The sequence below is a fragment of the Streptomyces sp. NPDC059454 genome (assembly GCF_042749965.1).
Taxonomy (GTDB): domain Bacteria; phylum Actinomycetota; class Actinomycetes; order Streptomycetales; family Streptomycetaceae; genus Streptomyces.
On record NZ_JBHYVC010000062.1, the window covers coordinates 20877 to 40415 of the forward strand.

Annotated in this window: 21 protein-coding genes and 2 pseudogenes; 15 read left to right on the plus strand and 8 right to left on the minus strand. The window is 72.9% G+C overall.

Going from position 1 to position 19539, the window contains the following annotated elements; translation table 11 throughout:
- Positions 1-88 precede the first annotated feature (88 nt).
- Complete coding sequence (locus tag ACFXAE_RS29780) at positions 89-1516, plus strand: amidase (RefSeq protein ID WP_384720535.1); 1428 nt, start codon at positions 89-91, stop codon at positions 1514-1516.
- Between the two features lie 138 nt (positions 1517-1654).
- Entirely contained in the window at positions 1655-1969 is a 315-nt protein-coding gene (locus ACFXAE_RS29785) for a methyltransferase (RefSeq protein WP_384720538.1), read from the plus strand.
- A gap of 11 nt (positions 1970-1980) precedes the next feature.
- Here ACFXAE_RS29785 and ACFXAE_RS29790 read toward each other — a convergent pair whose 3' ends face one another.
- Positions 1981-2253 (minus strand): DUF397 domain-containing protein, encoded by a 273-nt coding sequence (locus ACFXAE_RS29790; RefSeq protein ID WP_384720540.1) that lies wholly within the window; start codon positions 2251-2253, stop codon positions 1981-1983.
- Positions 2250-2354 (minus strand): annotated as a pseudogene (locus ACFXAE_RS29795) (transcriptional regulator); the annotation flags it as partial. The gene ACFXAE_RS29790 and the pseudogene ACFXAE_RS29795, both read right to left, overlap by 4 nt.
- On the opposite strand from ACFXAE_RS29795, the pseudogene ACFXAE_RS29800 reads away from it, so the two are divergent.
- The 4 genes and pseudogenes from ACFXAE_RS29800 to ACFXAE_RS29815 all read left to right on the plus strand — a co-directional run.
- A pseudogene (locus ACFXAE_RS29800) lies at positions 2350-2535 on the plus strand (ATP-binding protein); the annotation flags it as partial. The pseudogenes ACFXAE_RS29795 and ACFXAE_RS29800 overlap by 5 nt on opposite strands.
- Positions 2536-2760: 225 nt before the next feature.
- A complete protein-coding gene (locus tag ACFXAE_RS29805) occupies positions 2761-3687 on the plus strand; it encodes a helix-turn-helix domain-containing protein (protein ID WP_384720607.1) in 927 nt (308 codons plus the stop codon).
- A 148-nt stretch (positions 3688-3835) separates the two neighbouring features.
- On the plus strand, positions 3836-4228 hold the full coding sequence (locus ACFXAE_RS29810; RefSeq protein ID WP_384720543.1) for a metalloregulator ArsR/SmtB family transcription factor: 393 nt from the start codon (positions 3836-3838) through the stop codon (positions 4226-4228).
- Positions 4225-4716: an SRPBCC family protein gene (locus tag ACFXAE_RS29815; protein WP_384720546.1), complete on the plus strand. Its 492-nt coding sequence runs from the start codon at positions 4225-4227 to the stop codon at positions 4714-4716. The genes ACFXAE_RS29810 and ACFXAE_RS29815 overlap by 4 nt, the downstream gene beginning before the upstream one ends.
- A 31-nt stretch (positions 4717-4747) precedes the next feature.
- Here the strand turns inward: ACFXAE_RS29815 and ACFXAE_RS29820 are convergent, their stop codons facing one another.
- A complete protein-coding gene (locus ACFXAE_RS29820) occupies positions 4748-5758 on the minus strand; it encodes an intradiol ring-cleavage dioxygenase (RefSeq protein WP_384720549.1) in 1011 nt (336 codons plus the stop codon).
- Between the two features lie 313 nt (positions 5759-6071).
- Here ACFXAE_RS29820 and mshB point away from each other — a divergent pair, with 313 nt between their 5' ends.
- From mshB to ACFXAE_RS29835, 3 genes are all read left to right on the plus strand, one after another.
- Positions 6072-6968, plus strand: coding sequence for an N-acetyl-1-D-myo-inositol-2-amino-2-deoxy-alpha-D-glucopyranoside deacetylase (gene mshB, locus ACFXAE_RS29825; protein WP_384720552.1), 897 nt, complete (start codon positions 6072-6074; stop codon positions 6966-6968).
- Positions 6965-7378, plus strand: a complete 414-nt coding sequence (locus tag ACFXAE_RS29830) for a DUF6113 family protein (RefSeq protein ID WP_384720555.1) — start codon at positions 6965-6967, stop codon at positions 7376-7378. Before mshB ends, ACFXAE_RS29830 begins: the two co-directional genes overlap by 4 nt.
- A 194-nt stretch (positions 7379-7572) precedes the next feature.
- Positions 7573-9840 carry a hypothetical protein gene (locus ACFXAE_RS29835; protein WP_384720558.1) on the plus strand — a complete coding sequence of 756 codons (2268 nt, stop codon included), beginning with the start codon at positions 7573-7575 and terminating at the stop codon, positions 9838-9840.
- An 86-nt stretch (positions 9841-9926) separates the two neighbouring features.
- Here the strand turns inward: ACFXAE_RS29835 and ACFXAE_RS29840 are convergent, their stop codons facing one another.
- Positions 9927-10787 carry a tetratricopeptide repeat protein gene (locus ACFXAE_RS29840; RefSeq protein ID WP_384720561.1) on the minus strand — a complete coding sequence of 287 codons (861 nt, stop codon included), beginning with the start codon at positions 10785-10787 and terminating at the stop codon, positions 9927-9929.
- 17 nt (positions 10788-10804) lie between these two features.
- Complete coding sequence (locus ACFXAE_RS29845; RefSeq protein ID WP_384720564.1) at positions 10805-11923, minus strand: GNAT family N-acetyltransferase; 1119 nt, start codon at positions 11921-11923, stop codon at positions 10805-10807.
- A gap of 140 nt (positions 11924-12063) precedes the next feature.
- On the opposite strand from ACFXAE_RS29845, the gene fdxA reads away from it, so the two are divergent.
- Both fdxA and ACFXAE_RS29855 read left to right on the plus strand, forming a co-directional pair.
- Entirely contained in the window at positions 12064-12381 is a 318-nt protein-coding gene (fdxA, locus tag ACFXAE_RS29850; RefSeq protein ID WP_004926152.1) for a ferredoxin, read from the plus strand.
- 115 nt (positions 12382-12496) lie between these two features.
- Positions 12497-13594 (plus strand): bifunctional succinyldiaminopimelate transaminase/glutamate-prephenate aminotransferase, encoded by a 1098-nt coding sequence (locus tag ACFXAE_RS29855; RefSeq protein WP_384720567.1) that lies wholly within the window; start codon positions 12497-12499, stop codon positions 13592-13594.
- A 279-nt stretch (positions 13595-13873) separates the two neighbouring features.
- Here the strand turns inward: ACFXAE_RS29855 and ACFXAE_RS29860 are convergent, their stop codons facing one another.
- On the minus strand, positions 13874-14176 hold the full coding sequence (locus ACFXAE_RS29860; protein ID WP_384720570.1) for an ATP-binding protein: 303 nt from the start codon (positions 14174-14176) through the stop codon (positions 13874-13876).
- 162 nt (positions 14177-14338) lie between these two features.
- Positions 14339-15328: a heavy metal transporter gene (locus tag ACFXAE_RS29865; RefSeq protein WP_384720573.1), complete on the minus strand. Its 990-nt coding sequence runs from the start codon at positions 15326-15328 to the stop codon at positions 14339-14341.
- Positions 15329-15411: 83 nt separating this feature from the next.
- Here ACFXAE_RS29865 and dapE point away from each other — a divergent pair, with 83 nt between their 5' ends.
- Positions 15412-16491, plus strand: coding sequence for a succinyl-diaminopimelate desuccinylase (gene dapE / locus ACFXAE_RS29870; RefSeq protein ID WP_384720576.1), 1080 nt, complete (start codon positions 15412-15414; stop codon positions 16489-16491).
- Between the two features lie 108 nt (positions 16492-16599).
- Entirely contained in the window at positions 16600-17358 is a 759-nt protein-coding gene (locus ACFXAE_RS29875; protein ID WP_384720578.1) for a TIGR00730 family Rossman fold protein, read from the plus strand.
- Positions 17359-17480: 122 nt separating this feature from the next.
- On the opposite strand, the gene folP is transcribed toward ACFXAE_RS29875, so the two are convergent.
- Positions 17481-18341, minus strand: a complete 861-nt coding sequence (gene folP / locus ACFXAE_RS29880; protein WP_384720581.1) for a dihydropteroate synthase — start codon at positions 18339-18341, stop codon at positions 17481-17483.
- Positions 18342-18476: 135 nt separating this feature from the next.
- Between folP and ACFXAE_RS29885 the strand changes: the two genes are divergently transcribed.
- Together ACFXAE_RS29885 and ACFXAE_RS29890 are read left to right on the plus strand one after the other, a co-directional pair.
- Positions 18477-18839 (plus strand): DivIVA domain-containing protein, encoded by a 363-nt coding sequence (locus ACFXAE_RS29885; RefSeq protein ID WP_384720584.1) that lies wholly within the window; start codon positions 18477-18479, stop codon positions 18837-18839.
- A gap of 14 nt (positions 18840-18853) precedes the next feature.
- Positions 18854-19522 carry a DNA-3-methyladenine glycosylase I gene (locus ACFXAE_RS29890; protein ID WP_384720587.1) on the plus strand — a complete coding sequence of 223 codons (669 nt, stop codon included), beginning with the start codon at positions 18854-18856 and terminating at the stop codon, positions 19520-19522.
- The last annotated feature ends 17 nt before the right edge of the window (positions 19523-19539 follow it).

A 19539-nucleotide genomic window follows, 5' to 3' on the forward strand; every position in this document is an offset into this window, starting at 1 on the left:
GAATCGTGCCCGCCGACCCCTCGCATGTTACTTGTTGGTAGGGAATGATGGCGGACACTCATCCACGCGTGCAGGGGCGGAGCCGACGGTGACGACTTCCGAGGAACAGAGCGAGGCGCGGACCAGGGTGCACGTCTTCCGGGACGACGCCCTCGGCGACCACGACGCGGTCGGTCTCGCACAGGCGATCCGCCGGGGCGAGGTCGGTGCCGCCGAGGTCGCCCGGGACGCGGCGGCCCGGGTCAGGGCGGTCGAGTCCCGGCTCAACGCGGTCCAGGTGCACCTCGACGTGCCGGCGTACGGCTCCGGGGCCGTCGGTGCCTTCGCCGGGGTGCCGACCTTCGTGAAGGACAACACCGACTACCAGGGGCTGCCCACCGGCCACGGCAGCGCCGCGTTCGCGCCCAGGGCCGCACGGCGGCACGCCCCGTTCGCCCGCCAGTTCCTGAGCACCGGTGTCACCGTGCTCGGCAAGACCCGGCTGCCCGAGTTCGGGTTCAGCCCCACCACGGAGTACGAGGGCGCCGAGCCCGTCCGCAACCCGTGGCACACGGGGCACTCGGCGGGCGGCTCGTCGGGCGGCAGCGCGGCACTCGTCGCCGCCGGCGCGGTGCCGATCGCGCACGCCAACGACGGCGGCGGCTCGATCCGCATCCCCGCCGCCGCGTGCGGACTCGTCGGACTGAAGCCGACCCGCGGCCGGATGGTGGCGAACGCGCAGGGCCGCCGGCTCCCCATCGACCTCGTCACCGACGGCGTGGTGAGCCGCTCGGTGCGGGACAGCGCCGCGTTCCTCGCCGCAGCGGAGCGGCACTGGCGCAACCCGAAGCTTCCGCCCGTCGGCCTCGTCGACGGGCCCTCGGAGCGCCGCCTGCGCATCGGGCTCCTGGTGGACTCCCCGAACGGCGTCCGGGTCGACGCCGACACCCGGGCGGCCGTCACGGAGACGGCGCGGCGTCTTGAGCGGCTCGGCCACACCGTGGAACCGGTGGAACTGTCCATCGACCCGCACTTCACCGAGGACTTCCTGACGTACTGGGGCCTGCTGTCGTTCCTGATCGGCGTGACCGGCAGGACGATGGGCACGGACTTCGACCGCCGCCGCATGGACGGGTTGAGCCGGGGACTGCGCGAGATGTACGTGGGCAGGTGGAGGACCACGCCGGACGTCCTGCGCAGACTGAAGCGCACGCGGGAGGCGTACGCGGCGGGGTTCCGGGGCCTCGACGTCATCCTCTCCCCGGTCCTCGCCCACACCACCCCACCGCTCGGCCACCTCAGCCCGACCGTCCCGTACGTCACACTGATCGAACGGCTCCTCGCCTACGTGGCGTTCACCCCGGTCAACAACGTCGTCGGCACCCCGTCGATCTCCGTACCGGCCGCGAGCGCGACACCGGACGGCCTCCCCGTCGGCGTCATGTTCTCGGGCCGCCCGGGCGCGGAACGGAAGCTGCTGGAGCTGGCGTTCGAGCTGGAGGCGGACCAGCCGTTCCGGCGGCTCCAGGACGTCTGACGGGGTTCGGGGGTGCTGACGAAAACCGTGAGCATCTCAGCCCTCACTGTCTTCAGTCTGCTCGTTTGAGCGTCTGACTGACATTGCTCTGTCCGCTGCTCACGTTTTCAGCGGAGTGAGGCTTCTCCCGACCGCGTGTTGCCGCGGCGAGGAGAGAGGGGGAATGTTCCGCGTCCCCGGCCGGGCGAGCCACGTTCCTCCCGCATCGAGCCGGAGGACGAGAACGGGCCGTTCAAGAAGCTCGGCCAGGAGGACCTGATCGCCCGCGACAAGGTCAACCTCGACATCACGTGGATGAAGGACCCCGCCCTCGACGACGCCGACAGCGGCCTGCCGCCCGAGGTGATCGCCGAGGAGATCGTCCGCGACCTCCCGTCCGCCCCGAACGAGTTCACCGCCATCGCCCGCTCCCTGGGCGGCGACGTGGACGTACCGGAGGCCGAGGTCGAGTAGGAGTCGCCGGGTCAGCCCTCGACCGCGTACGGCACGAACCCGGCCCACGCGGCGGGGGCGAAGGCCAGCCGGGGGCCTTCGACGTCCTTCGAGTCACGGACGTGGACGGTGCCGGGCTCGGCGGCGACCTCGACGCAGGAGTCAGTCTCCGCGCCGCTGCTGTAGCTGCTCTTGAACCAGGTCCCTGCCACTTCGACGCACGAGTCGCCTTCGTTGCCGTCGCTGTAGCTGCTCTTGAACCACGCGAGGCCCGAAGTGTGGTGGTCGGAGACCTTGCGGATCATGCTTCCCCCGGCAGTTCCTCGATGAATGCCGGCGACTCCCGAGGTGGGAGAGCCTGTGCGCGGATGGTGCCATATCGTAGTTCGGCGATACGGAGTTGCCGGATGCCCGCGCCCCAGGCGTCCGACGCCATGGCCGAGTCCGGCCGGGGCCTGCTGCTCGTCGAGGCACTGGCCGACCGCTGGGGGGCGGAAGGACGCTTCCCGCGCAAGACCGTCTGGGCCGAACTGAGCTTCACGCCACCGGAACCCGCACCCTCGCGCTCCGGTGCCGTCGACGACTGAAAGACAAAGAACTCCGGGGAAAGCACCCCACCAAACCCCACCCCTCCCGCCCGTGGTCGCACTCACTCGGGCGGGTGAACATCGCCGAACCGGCTGGATTTCGCGGCCTCCGAGGCCCGACGCTCGGCGCAACGCACCACCACAACCGCAGACATGAGACGGCCCCCGCCGGGACTGGCATCCCACTGCGAGGGCCTGGCCACCGAGGAAGACAGGACCTTCCCGATGGTTACCCAGAACCCTAGCGTGCCCCCGCACGCCCAGGCCCGCCCTGCGGGCAACAAGCACCCGAACCGGGTCCACCGCACCACCGGCGGGCTCCGGCACGACAACACCCGCCACACCACCCGCTTCACGGTGATCGGCAACCACCTCGCCCAGCACCGCGAGCTCTCGCTGCTCGCCATCGGGCTCGGCACGCACCTCCAGTCGCTGCCGAAGGGCGCCCCCGCCGACATCAAGACCCTCGCCGCCCGCTTCCCCGAAGGCGCCACCCGCATCGCCGCCGCCCTGCGCGAGCTGGAGACCCACGGCTACCTGCGCCGCGAACGCGTCCGCACCTCCACCGGCCGCATCGTGACCCGCACGATCTCGTGCAACCAGCCGGCGGCGGCCCGCCATTCCGCTGAGGCTCCTTCCCGCACGGCAGCGGAACCGCGGAGGCAGGAGACGCACGAGGAGAGCACGCCGCACAGGCCGCGTGAGAAGCGCGCACCCCGTAAGCCCCTCCCCGCCGTGCCGAGCCCCGCGTACGCCGCCCCCGCGCTCCTCCAGGCCGCCACCGACCTCCTCGCGGACCTCCACCGCCACGACTCCCAGCTGCTTCTCTCCGCCTGCGACACGGCCCACCTGGCCCCCGGCGTCGCCGCCTGGCTGGAACGGGACGTCACCCCCGCCGTCGTACGCCGGGCCCTGACCACCGACCTGCCACCCGAGGGCGTACGACGACCCGCCGCCTTCCTGGCCCACCGCCTCGCGGGCCAGCTCCCGCCCCCGCCTCCGTTCCGTACGCCGGCCGCCGCTTCGCCGCCGCCCGTACGGCACCCCCTGCAGAACTGCGACGGCTGCGACCACGCCTTCCGCGCACCCCGCCCAGGCCGCTGCCGCGCCTGCCGAACCGACCTTCAGAAGGGTGCCGAGCTCGGCTTCTGACCTGCGCGGCGGGGCGCATCCGGGGCAGCTGTGACCGTAGAGATCGCGGCCCGGCTTGTACGTGACGCCTCGACGGACGGGGCCACGTGTCCCGAGGCCGGTGCCGAAGCCCTGCCCCAACGCGTAACCCATGCGTTACGCTTCAGGTGTGGACGAAGTGAGCGAGGTGGCCGAGGCCATTGCCGATCCTGTACGCCGGGAGGTCCTGCTCATGCTGCGCCACACCCCGCTGACAGCAGGCGAGATCGCAGCCCGGTTTCCCATCAGCCGGCCTGCGGTGAGCCGTCATCTGCGCGTGCTGCGTGAGGCCGGTCTGGTCCGGGACGAGCAGATAGGACGCCACCGCCGGTACTCGCTCGTGCACACCCGGCTGGGCCACCTCGCCGCATGGCTCGCCCTGTTCGACACCCGGCAGCCCGACTGGTCGCGGCGTCTCGCGGCGCTGGAGACCGAGGTGCACCGGACGCGCCGGGACCGGAAACGGGCCGAGCCCGACGACACATCGCGCACCGCGCCCCACTCCAGGGAGGACACGGCATGACCCTTGAACCCACCGGGCGGCTCGTACCCACGCCGTCCGGATACGACCTCGTCCTCACCCGCACCTACCCCGCCCCGGCCGACGACGTCTGGGCGAGCGTCACCGAGCCGGAGCGCACCGCCCGCTGGTTCGGCCCCTGGCGCGGCGAGGCCGGACCGGGCCGCACCGTCGAGGTGCGGATGGCGTTCGAGGAGTCGGCACCCTGGAGCCCGATCCGGATCGAGGCCTGCGAGCCGCCTCGCCGTCTCGCCGTCACGATGGAGGACGAGGCCGGTTCCTGGTCGCTGGAGTTGCTGCTGGCCGAGACAGGAGGCGCCACCGAACTCCGGCTGATCCACCATCTCACCTCCACGGAACCCCTCGGCGAGACCGGCCCCGGCTGGGAGTACTACCTGGACATGCTCACCGCCGCCCACAGGGGCGGGCCCCGGCCCGACTTCGAGGACTACTACCCGGCGCAGAAGGCGTACTACGAGTCTCTGGCCTGAGACGGCCCAACGTCCGGTCGGCTGCTCCCGGTCAGTTGCCGGATGCCGGTGATTCCGGGCTGCCCGAAGGGGCGGAGCCGGGCGGGGGTCCGCCGGTCGGCGCTCCGCTGGGCGGCTGACCACCTCCGCTGCCGTCGCCGGGCGCGTTGCCGCCGGTGGGCTCGGTGCCGGTGTCGATGGGAACGGTCAGCTTCGCCGTGTAGCCGGCCTTCACCGACCCGCTCGTGGTGGCGAGCTGGTGGACCCCGCCGTCGTCGCCGAAGACGTTGTCGGTCTTGAGGGTCAGCTGCGAGAGGTTCTCGACGGAGGACCCGTACCCCTCGGTGGCGAAGACGGTGTCGCAGATGTTCTTCGGGAAGGCCATCTGGGAGGTCGACAGGCGCTTGTCGTAGTCGGTGACGGAGTCGAGGTCGGGATAGACCTCGAAGTGCACGTGCGGCCAGCGGCCCGGGTAGCAGGCGGGGAAGACGCTGACGAACGTGACCCGGCCGTCACTGTCGGCGACCTGCACGCCGCGCAGGTAGTTCTCGTCCTCGATCCCGCTGGAGTACAGGGAGTAGTTGCCGTCCCGGTCGCACTGCCAGGCGTAGACGGCCGCGCCGGCGAGCGGCCGGCCGTCGTCGACGATGTCCAGCAGCGTGAACTCGAAAGTGAGGGGGACGCCCGGGGCGGTCGTCGTCGAGTCGCCGAAGCTCGAGCGGATGTCCTGCCGGACGATTCCGTCCTTGTCCAGGACGTTGATCCCGTTGGTGCCGTCCGCGGGGTAGGGACCGTTGGTCTCGTCGGGGATCTCGGTCAGGCCGGACGACGATGACGCGGAGGCGGTGGCATCGCCCGTGGTGCTGCTGCTGGAGCCCGAGCCGCACGCCGCCAGTGCCGCCATGCCGCCGATCCCTCCGAGGAAGGACAGAGCCCGCCTGCGGGAGAGGGTGCCCAGGTCGAAGCCGAGTCCCTGGTCGACGACCTCTTCCTCGGGGTTCGGAAGCAGGCGTCCCTGGTAGGCGGGGCCGTTGGGCGGCTGATGGGTTTTCGGCTTGCGCATCGGGCGCCTTCCGTCAGAGGGTGACAGGTCCGTGAGGTCCGCGTCGGGCCCCGTGCGCGGGGCGTCGTCGCCGGCCTGAGGGTCAGCCTGACGCCGGAAGCCATGCCCCCGCCCGGTGCCGCCTGTGAGCCGGCTGAGAAGGGCGGGCCGACCGGCGACCGCGCTCGGTGAGGTCAGAGGGCGGGGGCCGGGGAGCCGCGTCGGCCTTCCGGTCGGTGCCGGACCCGGCGTCGGCGCCGTATTCGACGACATCCACCCCATGGACGGTCTTCCGCGTTACAGGGACGAGTCCGCGGCCTCATAGGCTGATCCCATGACGGAACTGCCCTCCCCCAGCCTTCGGCCGGGGGGACCCCCATCTCGCTCCGCCCGGCGTCTGCTGCTGGTGCACGCCCACCCGGACGACGAATCCATCAACAACGGCGCGACCATGGCCCGGTACGCCGCCGAGGGCGCCCATGTGACGCTGGTCACCTGCACGCTCGGTGAGCGGGGCGAGGTCATTCCGCCCGAGCTGGGGCACCTGAGCGGGGCCGCTCTCGGCGGGCACCGGCTCGGGGAGCTGAAGGACGCGATGCGGGCGCTCGGGGTCGAGGACTTCCGGCTGCTCGGCGGGGCCGGGCGGTACTGCGACTCCGGGATGATGGGACTGCCCGACAACGACGACCCCGGCTGCTTCTGGCGGGCCGACGTCGACCAGGCCGCCGGGCTGCTCGCCGAGGTGATCCTCGACATCCGCCCCCAGGTCCTCGTCACCTACGACGACAACGGCGGCTACGGCCACCCCGACCACATCCAGGCCCACCGCGTCGCCATGCGCGCCGTCGAACTCGCCGCCGACGGAGGATGGGACATCCCCAAGGTCTACTGGAACCGGGTGCCCCGCTCCGTCGCCGAGGAGTCCTTCGCCCGCCTCGACGGCGACCTGCCCGGCCTGCCGTTCGACAAGGCGGGCGCCCTCGACGGCGTACCGGGTGTCGTCGACGACGAACAGGTCACCACCACGATCGACGGCACCGCCTACGCCGCCGCCAAAGCCGCCGCGATGCGGGCGCACGCCACCCAGATCACCGTGGCCGAACCGTACTTCGTGCTCTCCAACGAACTCGCCCAGCCGCTCTTCACCGCCGAGTACTACGAATTGGTACGCGGCGAACGTCCGGAAAAGCGGGAGACCGACCTGTTCGCCGGGATCGAGGAGGCCTCGTGAGCGACCGGCCGCCCTCCGGGCTCGCCCAGCCGCTGCGACCGCCCTCCGCCGGACGGGCCGCCGCCTGCCTGGGACTGTTCCTGCTCGGCGCCGTGGTCGGTGTGGCCGGGGCGCTGGTGCAGCCCGCGTGGTTCCCCGGCGGTCTGCTGCTCGCCCTCGTCGGTGAGGCCGGGCTGATCCTGGGGGCCACCCGTGCGCTCCGCAGCCGGGCCGGGGGCGCCTGGGCCGCCGGTGGCTGGATGCTCGTCGTCATCCTGCTCACCACCAGCCGGCCGGAGGGCGACTTCCTGTTCGCCGCGGGCGGCGGCTCCTACCTCTTCCTCCTCGGCGGCATCGCCATGGCTGTGATCTGTGCCACCCTCGCCCCCGGACGGCAACCGAACGGCCCTCCCGTCCGACTTGGCAAGTGACGTACCACTTCGCCGCGTCGTGGGCGTGCGGGTCCGGTGCGGGTTTCCCCGGCGGTACTGGGATACGGGCCGGACAGGGCCAGTAAGGTGGTGCGCGCCGCCGAGCCTCCCTCGAACCCTCGGCTTCGCCCGAGCTGGGAGGACTCCCACCGTGAGGTCGTGACGGGCGGCGGAGCCAACCGGGAGAACCTGCCTTGAGTCGTGAAACTGACACTCCGTCCTCCGGGCCCGACGGGCGCGGCGGAGCCGCCTACCCGTCGGGCACGCCGCCCTACGGGATTCCGGCGATTCCGGACGAGGGCACGGACGCGGGCCGTTCGGCCGCGCGGCCGGAGGAACGCAAGACCGAGACCACGCTGACGACGCGGATCCGCATCAACATCCCCGGATCGCGGCCCATTCCGCCGGTCGTCGTGCGCAAGCCCGTCACGGACGCGGAGGGCAAGGGCACCACCGGCGCCGAGGCGTCGGCGCCGTCCCCGGCCCCGTCCGCCGACGTGGCCGAGCCTCCCGCTCAGCCCGACCGGCCGACGGCCGGGGACAAGCCGGCCAGCGACTGGTTCGCGCCCCGCAAGTCGGGCGGGGGCAAGGGAGGTCCGGAGGGCGGATCCGCCAACGGCGCGGGCACGCCGAGCGGTTCGGGTCCCGCCGCGGGCGGCGCCCCACAGGCCCCTTCCGCTCCCGCCGGTGCGTCCGGTGGCGCGCGGCCGGGCGCCGGACGTCCCGGCGGCGTGGCCGGCTCCATGAGCACACCGGGCGGTTCCCGTCCCGGCGGCGCGCAGGGTTTTGGACCCACCGGCGCGACCGGTGCGACCGGCGGGCCCGTGGCCCCCGGGCACGGTGGCGGCACCGGTTCCTTCGACGTGACCGAAGCGCTGGCCGGCGGGCCGGCGGGCACCGGCACCCGTCCGGGCACGGGACACGGTGACGAGCCGCGCCGCGACGACCTGCCGTTCTTCACGGACGAGGCTCCGGGTGGCCGCGACGGACGGCCGGGGCAGGCTCCCCAGTCCGGTCAGTCCGGCCGGCCCGGGCAGCCCGGTCAGCGCGGCCCTCAGGGTCCCGCGGGCCCGACCACCGGACCGGCGACCGGCTCGAGCCCGGTCGCCCGCCAGGCGGGCCGACGTCCCGATGCTCCCGGCGCCCCGGGCGTTCCCGCCCTTCCGGTCCGCCCCGGCGCCCAGACGGCGCAGGGCGCCCCCGCGCCCCCCGGCACCCAGGCGGCCCCCGCCGGCCAGGACAGCGGCCCGGGCGCCCCCGGCGCCCCCGGCGGCGGTCTGAGTGACGACACCGCGATCCTCACCCCGCAGCGGCCCGCCCAGCCCGGCACCCCGGGCTACGGCCCCCGCCACGACAACGTCTCCGGGCACACCGTCACCAGCGGCATCCCGGTCGTCCCGCCGGGCGCGGACTTCAACGCTCCCGGCGGTCCGGCCGACGGCCCGCGGCCGCACACGCCCCCGAAGCTGCCCGAGCCGGTCTCCCCGCCCCCGGCGAGCTCCTCGAAGCCGGCGAAGAAGAAGGGGCGCAACAAGCTCGCCCTGCTCTGCGGCTGCGTGGTCTTCCTCGCCGGTGTCGCCTACGGCGCCGGACTGCTGATGAACCGCTCCGACGTCCCGAAGGGCACCACCGTGCTCGGCGTCGACATCGGCGGCGGCACCCGCGACGAGGCCGTCAAGAAGCTCGACGCGGCGCTCGACGACCGGCTGAACCAGCCGCTGAAGCTGTCGGTCGACGGCAGGACCGTCGAGCTGGAGCCGGACAACGCGGGTCTGCAGTTCGACACCGACGCCACCGTCGGCGAGGCCACCGGCAGCGACTACAACCCGGTCAACGTCATCGGCTCCCTCATCGGCAACGAGCGCGTCGTCGAGCCGGTCATGCCCGTCGACGAGGAGAAGCTGCAGGCCGCCCTGAAGGACGCCGCCGGCGGCTCCGGCTCGGTGACCGAGGGCTCGATCACGTTCGAGTCCGGCAAGGCCGTCCCGGTGTACCCCAAGGGGGGCCAGGGCATCGACGTCGCCAAGGCGACCGACGTGGTGACGGAGGCGTACCGCACCCAGGTCGAGACCGGGAAGTCCGCCGCGGTGAGCGTCCCGACGTCCGACCAGCAGCCGAAGGTCACCAAGGCCGAGGTCGACCGGATGATGAAGGAGTTCGCCGAGCCGGCGATGTCGGCCAACGTCACCGTGCAGACCGACGCGGCGCACTCGGTCCCGATGAGCCCCGAGAACTCGCTGTGGAAGTTCCTCGGTGTCCAGGCCGTCAACGGCAAGCTGGTCGACAAGCCCGACCTGAAGGCCCTGGAGGAGCTGTACGGCCAGGCGTTCGACGGTGTGCTCATCACCCGGGGCAACGGCAAGAAGACGGCCGTGACCCCCGAGGACGTCTACGGCGCCCTCCGCCAGGCGCTGATCAGCAAGACCGACCGGACAGCGGTGATCGAGACGAATCCCAGCTGACCGAGCACGATGACGAGAGGGCGGTCCGGCACCCACCGGGCGCCCTCTCGTCGTACGTCGCGCCCCCGGCCCGCGCGGACAGGCACTCAGTTCAGTAGCGCCCGGGCCGCACGAGCCTCCTCCCGCACCCGCTCCCCGGCCGTCTCGTCCACCGCGGCGACCACCTCGGCGTACGCCTCCAGCTCCCCGGCTCCCGCCGAGAACTCACCCCGCTGCACCAGCAACCGCGCCCGCTCGTACCGCAGCCGCGCCGAGTGCGACGGAAGCAGCAGCGACAGCTCCACCGCCCACAGCCCCACACCCGAGTGCTCGGGCCGCGCCGCCGCCCACGCCCGCACGTTGTTCAGAACGCGCAGGACGACGTCCAGCACCCCGGCGGGCGTCAGCATCGACGCGTCCAGCGCCGCTCCCGTCGCCCCCGCCACCAGCAGCTCCGCGTCGGCCCCGCTCAGCACCCGCCCCCCGTCGAACGGATCGGCCAGCACCTGCCCCGCCCCCGCCCCCGGCTCCCCGAACCCGACGACGAAGTGCCCCGGCAGCGCGACCCCGTACACCGGCGCCCCCGCCCGCCGGGCCACCTCCGTCCACACCACCGACAGCAGGATCGGCAGCCCGCGCCGCCGCCGCAGCACCGCGTGCAGCAGCGACGACTCCAGCCGCTGGTAGTCGTCCGGAACGCCGTGGAAGCCGTACCTCTCGCCCAGCAGCTCCCGCAGCGCCACCGCCCACGCGCGCGGCGAACCGGGCCGGTAGGGGAGTTCGCCGGCCAGCCGGTCCAGCTCCACCTCCACGGCGTCCATGCCCGCCTCGTCCAGCGTGCCGTCCGCCTCCGCGCCGACCAGCAGGCACAGCGTGGACAGATCCGGCCGCTCGCAGCGGGCCTCCTCGGCGAACCGCCGGCGCAGTTCCGTGGAGCGCTCGGGCGACGGGGGGTGCGGAGGGCGCATACCCGGTTCGTGCCCGCTCACGGCGCCCCCTCACCTGCCGGAGCCGACGATTCCGGCGCGCGGTAGTGGTGGTACGCGTGGTGCGCGGCGAAGCCCATGCGGTCGTACAGCGCCCGCGCTCCCGCGTTGTCGTCCTCGACCTGGAGCCAGGCGGCCGAGGCGCCCTCGTCCAGCGCCCGCCGGGCCAGCGCGGCCATCACGGCGGTCGCCAGCCCCCGCCGCCGCCGCGCCGGGTCCACCTCGACCGCCGCGAAGCCGGCCCACCGCCCGTCCACGGCACACCGCCCGATGGCGGCCGGCGCGTCCGTGCCGGCGCCCGGTACCGTGGCGAACCACACCGAAGGCCCTCCCCCGCTCCCGGCTTCGCTCGAGCGGGGGGACCCCCCTCCCAGCACCCGCAGAGCCACCTCGCCGACGCCCTTGCGCCGATAGCGCGCCAGCCACGCCTCGTCGGCCTCCCGCGACAGCACGACCCCGGACGGCTCCCCGCCAAGGTCGGCGACCGGCGCCAACGGGCCCACCCACAGCTCGGCGGTCACCTCCCGCACCCAGCCCCGCCGCTCCAGCTCCGCGCAGAGCAACTCCTGCGTGCCCTCGGCGCCGGTCGCGGTCTGCACGTACGCGGGCAGCCCGCGCGCGGCGTACCAGCGGCGTACGGCCGTCAGCGCGTCGTCGAGCGGCACGCCCGGGTCGCCGAGCGGCAGGACGGAGTTGGCCCGCCGCGTGAAGCCCACCCGCCGCCCGGCCACCGCCCCCCACGGGCGGGCTTCGCGCGGCACCTCCCCGACCGCCGCCCGCAGCTCCCACGCGCCGAGCCGTTCGCTCTCCACGGGTCGCCACGCCCGCGCGGAGACCCGCGCCAGCTCCTCGTACGAGGCCGCGGGACCCCGGCGACGCGCCGGAGCGGAGGGCACCACCTTGCCCGCGACCAGCGCGGACTCCGCGATGCGGACACTTTCCCCGCTCTTCCTTGTGATCCGCAGCACACCGTTGTCCCATGATGTGAGAACACCGACCGTGTCGGTGAACTTCTCACCCGGAGGACCGTGTTCGATCAAGCTCCGTACGGAGACCCGTTTCCCCACGTCAGCAGTGGTGATACGGACCTCCAGGTGCCCGGCGGCAGAGATTTCCACAGGTCAGTTCACCCCTCCTGTTCGGATCATGCCCAGGAACGGAGATACTAGGGGCGGGCATCGACGACGCCGCGCTCCCGCGCGCCAGGCGGCGGAGCCTGAGGAGGCCCGCCAGCGCCCTATGGAGGAGGAACGACAGCGTGACCTACGTCATCGCGCAGCCTTGTGTCGACGTGAAGGACAAGGCGTGCATCGAGGAGTGCCCGGTCGACTGCATCTACGAGGGCCAGCGGTCCTTGTACATCCACCCGGACGAATGCGTCGACTGTGGTGCCTGTGAGCCGGTCTGCCCGGTCGAGGCGATCTTCTACGAGGACGACACTCCCGAGGAGTGGAAGGACTACTACAAGGCGAACGTCGAGTTCTTCGACGAGCTCGGCTCGCCCGGCGGCGCCAGCAAGCTCGGCCTGATCGAGCGGGACCACCCGTTCATCGCCGCGCTGCCGCCGCAGGCGTAGCCGTCCCGCGAGAAGCGGCCCCGCAACGACGTGCCGCCCCGGTCCCGTACGGCCCGATCCTCCCGATCGCCGTACGGGACCGAGGCGTTTGCCGGACCAGAAAGTGAGCCCGTACGTGTCCGCAGTCTCCGACCGGCTGCCCACCTTCCCCTGGGACAAGCTGGAGCCCTACAAGAAGACGGCCGCCGCGCACCCCGACGGCATCGTCGACCTCTCGGTCGGCACGCCCGTCGACCCGGTGCCCGAGCCGATCCAGAAGGCCCTGATCGCCGCGGCGGACTCCCCGGGCTATCCCACGGTCTGGGGCACCCCGGAGCTGCGCGACGCGCTCACCCGCTGGGCGGAGCGTCGACTGGGCGCTCGCGGGGTCACCCACCACCACGTCCTGCCGGTCGTCGGCTCCAAGGAACTGGTCGCCTGGCTGCCCACCCAGCTCGGACTCGGCCCCGGCGACACGGTCGCCTTCCCGCGCCTGGCCTACCCGACGTACGAGGTCGGCGCCCGCCTCGCCCGAGCCGAATTCGTCGCCTACGACGACCCGACCGAGCTGGACCCGGCGAACCTGAAGCTGCTCTGGCTGAACTCCCCGTCCAACCCGACGGGCCGGGTGCTGTCCAAGGAGGAGCTGACGAGGATCGTCGCCTGGGCCCGCGAGCACGGCGTCCTCGTCCTCTCCGACGAGTGCTACATCGAGCTGGGCTGGGAGGCCGACCCGGTCTCGGTGCTGCACCCCGACGTCAACGGCGGGTCGTACGACGGCATCGTCTCGGTCCACTCCCTCTCCAAGCGTTCCAACCTAGCCGGTTACCGCGCCGCGTTCCTGGCCGGTGACCCGGCGGTCCTCGGTCCGCTGCTGCAGATCCGCAAGCACGGCGGGATGATGACCTCCGCGCCGACCCAGGCGGCCGTGGTCGCGGCCCTGGGCGACGACGAGCACGTCCGCGTCCAGCGGGAGCGCTACGCGGCCCGCCGTACCGCCCTGCGCGAGGCCCTGCTGGGTCACGGCTTCCGCATCGAGCACAGCGAGGCCAGCCTTTACCTGTGGGCCACCAGGGACGAGTCCTGCTGGACCACGGTCGCCCACCTCGCCGACCGGGGCATCCTGGTCGCCCCCGGCGACTTCTACGGCCCGGCGGGCGAGAACTTCGTCCGCGTGGCGCTCACCGCGACGGACGAACGCGTCCAGGCAGCGGTAACCCGCCTGACACCCTGAGCCACCCCGCCCGGCCCGGCCTGCCCGCCCCGGCTGTGGGCCTGCCACCCACCCTGGCTGTAGGCATCCCGCCCCACCCGCCCTGGCTGTGGGCCCCACCCGCCCCGCCCTGGCTGTGGGCAGTCGTTCCGCAGGGCGGAACGGGTGGGCACAGCCACCGACACCGGGCCACCGCCCGGCAGACGCTCACCGCACCCTGGCGCAGACACACGGAACGACGGGGCCTGGGAACCCCCAGACCCCGTCGCCGTAACAAAAAGGCCGGCCGCAGGCCGGCCCTCAGCCGACCGGAAGCCCCTTCACGGGCGCACCCTTGGTGAGGGACCCGGCGGCCTTCTTCACGGTCTTACCGGCGCCCGGCGTCACCTTGTCGGCGTCACCCGTGGTCGTCGTGACGTCCTTCGCCACGCCGTCCACGGTCTCGTCGGCGGCCCCGTCCAGCGCGGTCAGCCCGCCGAGGTCAGGGGCGGCCGGCAGCTCCGGAGCCGCACTGGCGGAACCGGCCGCGCCGACGCCGGCGGCCGCTCCCGCAGCGACGAGCAGCGCGGCACGGGCGATCCGACGGGTCAGGGGGAGGGACATGGTGCTCCTTCGACGGGAGAGAACGGTGACGCCGTGACTACCGTTCGACCGCCGGGAAGGTTGCGGCGGGGCAACGCAAAGAGTTGGTAATGCGTCGCATTATCGGCCGTACATGACGCCTGCGGGTGACCCCCCGCACGCCTGCGCGGTCGCGGGGCCGCGCTACGGCGTGGTCGTGATGGTCACGACCCCCGCGCCGTCATCCGAGCCCTCCGCGTTCTTGCCGTCCGCCGGCCGCCACTGGCTGTCGGTGTGCCCGGCCGTCCACTCCCGCCCCGCGTACGACACCCGCTTTATGCGCAGCTCGGAGGCGTTGGCCACGGCCCAGTGGGCCAGCTGCCAGCCACGTGCCCCGGCGTCGGCGCCCTCCCCGGCCGTGACCGGAAGCCGCACGGTTCCCCCGTCGGAGTCACCGGAGTCGCCGGACTCCGCCGGAGCGCTCACCGAGGGCGAGGGCGAGGGCGTCGTCCCCACCTCGGCACCGGCCGGCTCCAGCGCGTCCCGCCCGAAGTCCCGGGCCAGCGCGGTACGCACCGCGTCCGCACCTGCCGCCCGCGTCGCCGCCGGACGGCCCTCGCAGGTCAGCGTCGCCGCCGAGCGCCCGGTGAGGGCCGCGGCCAGCAGTGCGGCGTCCGGCTCGTGCTTGGCGTACGCCTGCGGGAAGCCGCTGCGCTGCACCCGCTGCGCGGCGACGGTGAGCGGCAGCCGGGTGTAGCCCGGCACCTCCTCCAGGTGCTCGTAGAACTTCCCCGCCGCGTACACCGGGTCCATGATCTCCTCCGGCGTGCCCCAGCCCTGTGAGGGACGCTGCTGGAACAGGCCCAGCGAGTCACGGTCGCCGTGGTCGATGTTGCGCAGCGCCGACTCCTGCAGCGCGGTCGCCAGCGCGATCGTCACCGCCCGCTCGGGCAGCTCGCGCGCGGTGCCCACGGCGGTGATCGTCGCCGCGTTCACCGCCTGCTCGGGCGTGAACTCGTACGTCGCACCGTCGCCCTTGCCGGAGACGACCTTGCAGTCCGGACCGCGGGTGCCCCCGGTGTCGTACTGCACCACGACGTATCCGGCGACCGCGGACAGCACCACGAGGCCCGCGCTCCAGCGGGCGAAACGGCCGCGACGCGTGCGCTTGGAAGGAAGGGACGGCTCTGGCACGCGTACAAGGTACTGGAGAGTACGGTTCCATGTGAGCCGGGTGTGAACAGTGGGTTGCGACTCGGCGGGTTAGGGTCGACCGCATGGCCGACACCCCGCTTGACCTCACGCTGGACGCCGCGCGCCTGACCGCGCGGCTCGTCGACTTCCCCTCCGTCAGCGGCACCGAGAAGCCGCTCGCGGACGCGATCGAGGACGCGCTGCGCGCCCTGCCGCACCTCACGGTCGACCGGTACGGCAACAACGTCGTGGCCCGTACGCGGCTGGGGCGCCCGGAGCGGGTGATCCTCGCCGGCCACATCGACACGGTCCCGATCGCGGACAACGTCCCCTCCCGGCTCGACGCCGACGGCGTGCTCTGGGGCTGCGGCACTTGCGACATGAAGTCCGGCGTGGCCGTCCAGCTGCGCATCGCGGCCACGGTCCCCGCGCCCAACCGCGACCTGACCTTCGTCTTCTACGACAACGAGGAGGTCGCCGCCGACCTCAACGGCCTGAAGCACGTGGCCGAGGCGCACCCCGAGTGGCTGGAGGGTGACTTCGCGGTGCTCCTCGAACCCTCCGACGGGCAGGTGGAGGGCGGCTGCCAGGGCACGCTGCGGGTGCTGCTGAGGACCACCGGTGAGCGCGCCCACTCCGCGCGGAGCTGGATGGGCTCCAACGCGATCCACGCCGCCGCCCCGATCCTCGCCCGCCTGGCCGCCTACGAACCGCGCCACCCGGTGATCGACGGCCTCGAGTACCGCGAGGGCCTGAACGCGGTCGGCATCTCCGGGGGAGTGGCCGGCAACGTCATCCCCGACGAGTGCGTCGTCTCCGTGAACTTCCGCTACGCCCCCGACCGCAGCGAGGAGGAGGCCCTCGCCCATGTCCGCGAGGTCTTCGCGGACTGCGGGGTGAGCGAGTTCGTCGTCGACGACCACAGCGGCGCGGCGCTGCCCGGCCTGTCCCACCCGGCCGCGGCGGCCTTCATCGAGGCGGTGGGCGGCACCCCGCAGCCCAAGTACGGCTGGACGGACGTCTCCCGCTTCTCTTCGCTGGGCATCCCGGCGGTCAACTACGGTCCCGGCAACCCCCACTTGGCGCACAAGCGGGACGAGCGCGTGGACACCGCGAAGATCCTCGCAGGGGAGGAACGGCTGCGGTCCTGGTTGACGGCGTGACGCGAGCGGGGTTTGCGCCGCTGTGTTCCGGACATGCTCAGGTCCCTCGTACGTAACCCGCGTGGATCTACGCTGAGGTGGTACCACCAGCAAACGGAGGGAGCGCACATGGCTACCGGCAACCCCGAGGGGAAGCAGCAGCCGCCGGAGGAGAAGCGCCTGGGGCCGGTCCTCCGCCGGCGGGGCCAGGTGCAGTCGAGCACCACCGACCAGCGACTGCTGGACGAACGCGCGCCCACGGACTGGGTCCATACCGACCCCTGGCGGGTGCTGCGCATCCAGTCGGAGTTCATCGAGGGCTTCGGCACGCTCGCCGAACTCCCGCCCGCCATCAGCGTCTTCGGCTCGGCACGTACTCCGGTGGACACACCGGAGTACGAGGCGGGCGTCCGGCTGGGCCGGGGCCTGGTCGAGGCGGGCTTCGCGGTGATCACCGGCGGCGGTCCGGGAGCCATGGAGGCGGCCAACAAGGGCGCGTGCGACGCGAAGGGCGTCTCGGTCGGCCTGGGCATCGAACTGCCCTTCGAGCAGGGGCTGAACCCCTATGTCGACATCGGCCTGAACTTCCGGTACTTCTTCGTCCGCAAGATGATGTTCGTCAAGTACGCCCAGGGCTTCGTGGTCCTGCCCGGCGGCCTCGGCACCCTGGACGAGCTCTTCGAGGCCCTGACCCTCGTCCAGACCCAGAAGGTCACCCGTTTCCCCATCGTCCTGTTCGGCACGGACTACTGGGGCGGCCTGGTCGACTGGCTCCGCCACACGGTCATCGCCCAGGGCAAGGCGGCGGAGAAGGACCTGCTGCTGTTCCACGTCACGGACGACGTGGACGAGGCGGTGGCCCTGGTCTCGAAGGAGGCGGGCCGCTAGAGGTCTTCTGAGGTGCGCCTTTTTGACGTACCGAGTCGGGCGGCCGGGTGGGCAGAGGCCGGGGGCCCGGGGGCGGAGCCCCCGGAGGACGGGACGGGAAGGGGCGGCGGGGGCGAAAAACCCTACGCCAGCCCCCTCCGCGCCACAGCCGGCGCCCGCTCCCCGGCAATGGCGGACACCATGTTCAGCACCTGCCGGGTCTCGGCCACCTCATGCACCCGGTACACCTGCGCCCCCAGCCACGCGGACACGGCGGTCGTCGCCAACGTCCCCACCACCCGCTCCTTCACGGGCCGGTCCAACGTCTCGCCGACAAAATCCTTGTTGGACAACGAAACGAGCACCGGCCACCCCGTGTCGACCATCTCCCCCAACCGCCGGGTCGCCTCGAGACTGTGCCGCGTGTTCTTCCCGAAGTCGTGCCCGGGATCGATCATCACCGACTCCCTCGGTACGCCCAGGGAAACCGCCCGCTCCGCCAGCCCCACGGTCACCTCGAGAATGTCGGCCATGACGTCGTCGTACGTCACCCGGTGCGGCCGCGTCCGCGGCTGAGCTCCGCCCGCGTGGGTGCACACCAGCCCCGCGCCGTACCGCGCGGCGACCTCCGCGAGCCGCGGGTCGACCCCGCCCCACGCGTCGTTCAGCACGTCCGCGCCCGCCTCGCACACGGCCTCGCCGACCTCGTGCCGCCAGGTGTCCACGCTGATCACGACGTCCGGGAAGCGCCGCCGCACCTCGGCGACGAAACCGACCGTCCGGCGTACCTCCTCCTCGGCCGTGACCTCCTCGCCCGGCCCGGCCTTCACCCCGCCGATGTCGATGATCGCGGCGCCCTCCGCCACCGCCTGCTCCACCCGCGTGAGCGCCGGCTCGTCGCGGAACGTCGCGCCCTGGTCGTAGAAGGAGTCCGGGGTCCGGTTCACGATCGCCATGATCACCCGCTCGTGCGGTGCGAATTCCCGCCTGCCCAGCCTGAGCATCCCCTGTGACCTCTCCTCGTACGTCCTGTCCCGGCCGCCTGCGGCACCGCCCGGCAGTCCCGACTGTCAGACTCGCATGGCACGATCGGAGCCACACATCCGACTCCGACTCATCCGACCGTGGGGGCCCCGGCGATGGTTATGTTCCTGTTCCTGGTCGTAGCGCTCGCCGTAGTGGTCGCCGCGGTGACCCTCGCCGTGGTGGGCGGCGGCGACAACGGCCCGCTGCCCGAGGCGGCTCCCGAGCGGCTGCGGGACACCCTGCCGCCGGACCGGCCGGTCAACCGCGCGGACGTGGACGGCCTGCGCTTCCCGCTCGCCGCCCGCGGCTACCGCATGGCCGACGTGGACGACGCCCTCGGCCGCCTCGGCGCGGAACTCTCCGAGCGTGACGCCCGGATCGCCGACCTGGAGTCCGCGCTGGCCGGCGCCCGCGCCGCCGCGGCCCACATCTCCATGGACAAGTCCGCCCCGCACCGCGAGGACGAGCAGCCGTGAGCGGGGAAGCGGCCATGAGTGATGAGGCAGCCGTGAGCGAGGAAGCAGCCGCCCCCACCGGCCCGGACGGCCTCCCGCGCTGCCCCTGGGCCCTGTCCGCCCCGGACTACGTGACCTACCACGACGAGGAGTGGGGCCGCCCGGTCCACGGCGACGACGCCCTCTTCGAGCGCCTCAGCCTGGAGGCGTTCCAGTCAGGTCTGTCCTGGATCACCATCCTGCGCCGCCGCCCCGGCTTCCGCGCCGCCTTCGCCGGCTTCGAGATCGCCACGGTCGCGGAGTTCACCGACACCGACCGCGAGCGTCTGCTGGCCGACGCGGGCATCATCCGCAACCGCGCCAAGATCGACGCGACCCTCGCCAACGCGCGTGAGCTGGCCGGGTGGGCGCCCGGTGACCTGGACGCCCTGATCTGGTCCCACGCCCCCGACCCGGCCGGCCGCCCGGCACCGAAGACCCTCGCCGACGTCCCCGCGGTGACCCCGGAGTCGACGGCCCTGTCCAAGGCCCTGAAGAAACGGGGCCTGCGCTTCGTCGGCCCGACCACGGCGTACGCCCTGATGCAGGCCTGCGGCCTGGTCGACGACCACCTGGAGACGTGCGTGAGGAGAAGCGCCCCTCCAGGGGCGCGGGGAACTGCGCGATCAACCACAACGAAGCCGCAGCCCTCGACGCAGCTGTAGCCCCGAGCTCACCGGAA